The sequence below is a fragment of the uncultured Campylobacter sp. genome, assembly GCF_937997405.1.
Lineage (GTDB): Bacteria > Campylobacterota > Campylobacteria > Campylobacterales > Campylobacteraceae > Campylobacter_B.
This window is the reverse complement of record NZ_CALKTL010000095.1, coordinates 1-4,992: the sequence shown is the minus strand read 5'-3', so window position 1 is coordinate 4,992 and position 4,992 is coordinate 1. Positions and strand designations below refer to the sequence as shown.

The 4,992-nt window shown below is 46.2% G+C and carries 6 protein-coding genes and 1 pseudogene; 2 read left to right on the top strand and 5 right to left on the bottom strand.

Annotation, left to right across the window (positions count from 1 at the left end; translation table 11 throughout):
- The 5 genes and pseudogenes from Q0372_RS05325 to Q0372_RS05305 all read right to left on the bottom strand — a co-directional run.
- Positions 1–109, bottom strand: a pseudogene (locus Q0372_RS05325) (methionine ABC transporter permease); the annotation flags it as partial.
- A 96-nt stretch (positions 110–205) separates the two neighbouring features.
- Positions 206–718: a pyridoxamine 5'-phosphate oxidase family protein gene (locus Q0372_RS05320; protein ID WP_298103447.1), complete on the bottom strand. Its 513-nt coding sequence runs from the start codon at positions 716–718 to the stop codon at positions 206–208.
- The gene (ftsZ, locus tag Q0372_RS05315; protein WP_040303139.1) at positions 719–1,879 is read right to left on the bottom strand and encodes a cell division protein FtsZ; all 1,161 of its coding nucleotides are present in this window, start codon (positions 1,877–1,879) and stop codon (positions 719–721) included.
- Between the two features lie 22 nt (positions 1,880–1,901).
- The gene (gene ftsA, locus Q0372_RS05310; protein WP_298103443.1) at positions 1,902–3,269 is read right to left on the bottom strand and encodes a cell division protein FtsA; all 1,368 of its coding nucleotides are present in this window, start codon (positions 3,267–3,269) and stop codon (positions 1,902–1,904) included.
- The gene (locus Q0372_RS05305) at positions 3,262–3,855 is read right to left on the bottom strand and encodes a peptidylprolyl isomerase (RefSeq protein WP_298103441.1); all 594 of its coding nucleotides are present in this window, start codon (positions 3,853–3,855) and stop codon (positions 3,262–3,264) included. The genes ftsA and Q0372_RS05305 overlap by 8 nt, the downstream gene beginning before the upstream one ends.
- Here Q0372_RS05305 and Q0372_RS05300 point away from each other — a divergent pair.
- Positions 3,833–4,288 (top strand): AAA family ATPase, encoded by a 456-nt coding sequence (locus Q0372_RS05300; RefSeq protein WP_298103439.1) that lies wholly within the window; start codon positions 3,833–3,835, stop codon positions 4,286–4,288. The genes Q0372_RS05305 and Q0372_RS05300 overlap by 23 nt on opposite strands.
- A 9-nt stretch (positions 4,289–4,297) precedes the next feature.
- Positions 4,298–4,992 (top strand): hypothetical protein (locus Q0372_RS05295; RefSeq protein ID WP_298103437.1); only part of this gene is annotated, 695 nt, incomplete at its 3' end.

Sequence of the window (4,992 nt, the reverse complement as noted above, 5' to 3'; positions counted from 1 at the left end):
CCAGCAGAGCGCTTTCGATGAGGCGAGCGATAAAGGGCGCCGAGCCGATAGTAAGCGGGACGATCGCCGCGGTGGTGCCGATGCTAGTGCCGACAAGAAGCTTCGCAATTTGGCGATACGAAATTTCAGATTAAAATTTGCTTACATTCGAACTTAAAATTTTAAGAAATCAAGCAATTTAAATTTAGATTTCTTAAATTCAATTCTATAAAATTTTAGCCTTTGCGGTTACGGATTTTATTTTGAGCTCGTAAATTTTCGTACGCTTTAATGATGCTCTGGAGGCAAATTCCACGCGCGACATGTAGTTTGGGGTGTATTTTTCGCATAGTATCCGTAGAGCATAAATTTTACGCTCGTCATCTTCTACTTCGTTTGCTTCGCAAACGGCGATCGCGCTACGGTACTCCGTCGTATAAACTCTAGAGCCTAAAGCGGCAGCGTCGTTTGCGATAGATCGGTATTCTTCATCGCTTGGGGTAGGAACGCGGTTATAGCTAACAAAAACCGCCGTTACTGCGCGTCCGTTTTGAAAGAGTTTTGCCTTTGTGCCGGCAGGCGCGCCGTGGATATAAATAATGTCTGCATCGCGCACCGGCGAGATAGGCACGCTAAAAATTTCGCCACTATCGTCTATGCAGCTAAGCGTTGCGTATTCGCTCTCGTCGATGATTTTTAACGCCTCATCTTCGCTTAGCTGCCTATCTCGTCTACGCATTTAGTCCATCTGGTTGCGTAGAAATGCGGGCTCGTCGAGCTCGTCGTAGGTTTCGTCTCCGTTAAAATCGCCGCTACTTACCTTTTGTCTAGAAAAGATAGAATTTCGACCCATGCTCTCTAAAAGCGCCTTCCTGCGATCCGCTACGTTATCGCTGGCGACCTGCTTTTTTTCCTCGATGCTCCTTTCAAAGCCGGTGGCGATGAGAGTAACCTCGACGCGGTTATTTTCCATCTTAGGATCGGTGGTAGTGCCCCAGGTAACGTCAGCATCCTTATCCACGGTATCTTCGATGATATTCATCGCGGATTCGATCTCAAGCAAGGAGCAATCAGGCGACATCTTAAAATGCACTAGCACACCCATAGCGCCGTGGATGGAGGTATTGTCCAAAAGCGGAGATTGGATCGCACTTTTTAGCGCTTCTTCTGCCGCGCCATCACCTTCGCTAACGCCGATACCCATAAGCGCCAAACCGCGGTGCGTCATTACCTTTTTTACGTCGGCATAATCGACGTTGATATCGCTATCGCCAGATTCTAAGATCACGGAGATCATACCGTTTACAGCTTGGAATAGGACATTATCTACGATTTTAAAGGCATCTTTTAGGCCGGTTTTTTTATCGATGATCTTCAATAAATTTTGATTTGGGATAACGATTATGGAATCGCACTCTTTTTTAAGCTCTTCAAGACCCTCTTGTGCTAATCGCATGCGCTTTTTGCCCTCAAAACCGAAAGGGGTAGTAACGACGCCGATAGTTAGCGCTTTTTTCTCTTTCGCAGCTTTTGCAACGATAGGCGCAGCGCCCGTGCCGGTACCACCGCCTAGACCGGAGCCTACGAAAACGATGTCGGAGTAGTCCAAGCGGTCTTTAAGATCGTCATAATTCTCCTCCGCAGCCATCTTAGCAAGCGCAGGATCCATACCGCAGCCAAGGCCCTTGGTGGTGTTTTCGCCTAGTAAAATTCTAGTATTTGCGATCGATTTTTCTAACGCCTGCGCGTCGGTGTTAGCCACCATAAGCTCAACGTCGGTTTTGGTAAATCCTTCGCGGATCATATGATTTATCATGTTGCATCCGCCGCCGCCGACGCCGATAACCTTCATCTTGGCACCGTAGATGCCCTTTCTTTCTTCCATGCTGTATCCTTTCACGAGTATCTCCTTAGCTTAAAATTTAAAACCAATTTTTCATAGACGACCAAATTTTATTGAAAAAATTTTGTCCCTCTTTTTTGGGAAGTTGGATATTTAGATCCTCCTTCTTAGCCGCACCGCTATCCGCTCTGATGCCCTCTTTTTCTATCGCCTTACTGACCTCTTTTTCATAATATTCGTTCACATTTCGTTTCGGAGCCTTGTTTATAACTTCGTCTTTGTAGCGGAGTTTGCCGTTAGAGTCCATCTCGTATGGAGTGAATTCGCCGAAACCATACATGCAAAGTCCTAGTGCGCAAGAATTTGAAATATCATCAGCGATCTCGTGCAAGCCGCCCACGCTTTTTGCTCTTGCAACCCTAACGGAAGTGTTATCAAAAACTATCGCCGCCAAGTCACGCACATCGTCTAGCTTCGCCATACCGCCCGTGATTACGATACCTGCACCTATACGATCTTTATAGCCACTTCTTTCGATCTTGTCGGCTATCATATCGAAGGTCTCTTTAACGCGAGCGAGGATGACCTGAGAGATGATCTCAAGGCTTATGATGTGGTTTTCTGACTCGCTATCTCCTAAAGCAGGCAGCTCGACTTCGCTATTGCCTTGATTAATTAGATCGTTATAGGTAATTTTAATATTTTCCGCATATGGAAGCGGCGTGTGTAGGGCGCGCGATAGATCGTTAGTAACGTTATTGGAGCCAAACATCACAACATCGTTATAACGCAAGGAATTTCCCAGGTGGATGACTATATCACATGTAGCGCCGCCCATATCGATCAGTACGACACCTAGCTCTTTTTCATCCTTACTAAGCGTAGATATGGATGATGCGTAGCCTGAAAGGACGATGTTATCTACCTTTACTCCCGCCATCTCAACGGATTTTTTCAAATTTTTAATTGAGCTTTCTGGCGCGATGACGATATGGGTAGATACCTCTAGGCGCGTGCCGCTCATACCGAGGGGATCCTCGATGTGTTCCTGCTCATCAACTCTGAAATCATACGGAAGCACATGCAAGATTACGCTATCGCTAGGCACATTAGCCTGGGCTTCTGCGACCTGCATAGCGCGCTTGATTTCATCTAGTCCGATCTCATTTTCCATGGTTATGACGCCGCGAGATTTAACGCTTTTAGCATATGAGCCAGAGATCGATATAATGGCTTTATCGTAGCTTCTACCAGCGCCTTTTACTGCTGCTTTTACCGCCTGCTTTATTGAGCCCGCAGCTTGCTCTATGTTTGTTATAACACCCTTTTTGATACCTAAAGTATCGGCTCCACCAACGCCTAAGACCGTAAAAATGCCGTCATTTTTAGCGATTATCGCGCGAATTTTAGTTGAGCCTATATCTAGACCTAAAATATACTCACTCACTGTCTTTACCTTTAAAATATCTTTCGGTTTTATAGCGTTTTTCTAGCATTTTGGTTAGATCGTCTTGCAGATTGGAATTTAATAACGTGGTTATCCTATCAGCTACGATCGTTTTTTCTTTATCTATCTCTTCGCTGCTGCCTAGGCTCTGCTGTAAAATTTTATACACTACAGCTTTATTATCAAACATCACTATCCCTTCTTTCGCAGGCTTATTAAACATATCGATAAGAAATTTATAAAATTCGTCATCGCTTAGCTTGGTGTTGTTTTTACTACTTAGAGATAAGGTGCCGAAATCTTCGCCTTTGAAATTTTTAAGCGCATCTTGAGCTCTTTTTTCAAGTAGCTCTTTGCGTTTTTTCGCTTCAAATTCTTTGGAAGCCAAAGGCTTAGCCTCATCGAAAGTCATCTGTCTAGGTTGCTCAACGCCGTTTAGTTTAGCAATCAAATATCCGCCTTTGTACTCGAAAGGCTTGACGACATCTCCTGGCTTTGCAACCTCAATCTCAGATATTGGAAAATTGCTAGCCGTAGCAACTATAGTTTCATTAGTATCGAGCTTGCGAAACTTTCTGAAAACCATGCGCGACAGCGGCAAGCATATTGTCATCGTGGCTCACGTTCAAGAGAAAGACGATGATGGCCGAGTTATTAAACGTCCGATGGTCGCCACAAGGCTATCTGAGGAACTGGTCAACCTGGTGGACATCGTCGGTTACATGACGACGATAAATGACACCGATACTGGCGACACTAAGCGCCTGATCATCGTTGATCCAGCTAGCGACAAGTACGTCGCCAAAGACCGCACTGGCCGGCTAGGCCGCTACATTGAGCCAGATTTCACGAAAATCGTCGATGGAGTAAGAGGTGACGCTGAGTACGCGTGGATTGCACCGGCGCCGACATTGGCAAGCCGAGAGCAGATTGAAGCGGCTGCCAAACCAACCATTCCAAGCTCACGCGTCGAAATGACAGACGCTCGTCTTGGTAAATCTGAAGCAGACAGGAAATAAAGGAGGAACATGTCACAACTACAAGAATACGTCGACTCACAAGTCGCAACAATATCACCGTTCAAGGTGAAATCTCAAGAGCTTTTGGAGCAAGCCAAAGCCAAAGAGATAACTGACGACGCTACCGCCAAAGAAGCAGTGGCAATCCGCAAGCTGATCACCTCACACCGTACTGAAGTCAAAAACGCACGGTTGGCGATCACTCGCAACTTTGACAGCGTCAAGTCGCAATTTATCGACGCTGAAAAAGATGTACTCGCGCCAGCTGAAGAGGCGTTGGAGAACATAAGCCAAAAGATTCTAGCCTACCAAGAGGAACAGGAACGACTGGCAAAACAGGAAGCGGCACGCGTTGAGGCTATCTGCGCCAAGTTCGCTACCAACGCCAAATCACTACGCAGCCAGAAAGCCTGCGATGAAAAAGGCGCTGAATTGAAGCAGATATTCGCTGAGCTACCTGAAGCTGATCAGAATCACGCTGAAATCAAGCTGGCATTCACTAAATCCATCAACGAGTTGTTGACACGTAAAGACGAACTAACAACCGCTGAACGTGACGAAGCCGAAGCGGCCAAATTGGCAGCACAGCGTAAACGCGAACAGGAGATTGCCGAGGCTGAAGCAGCCAAAGCCGCTAAATCGCAGAAGCCAGCCGTCAAATCTGGCATTAAAACCAAGACGGTGTTCACGGTCACCAACCCTGA

Excerpts from the sequence above, each read along its gene's own strand:
- Q0372_RS05320 (WP_298103447.1), bottom strand. The coding sequence starts at position 718 with ATGCGTAGACGAGATAGGCAGCTAAGCGAAGATGAGGCGTTAAAAATC.
- Q0372_RS05305 (WP_298103441.1), bottom strand. The coding sequence starts at position 3,855 with ATGGTTTTCAGAAAGTTTCGCAAGCTCGATACTAATGAAACTATAGTT.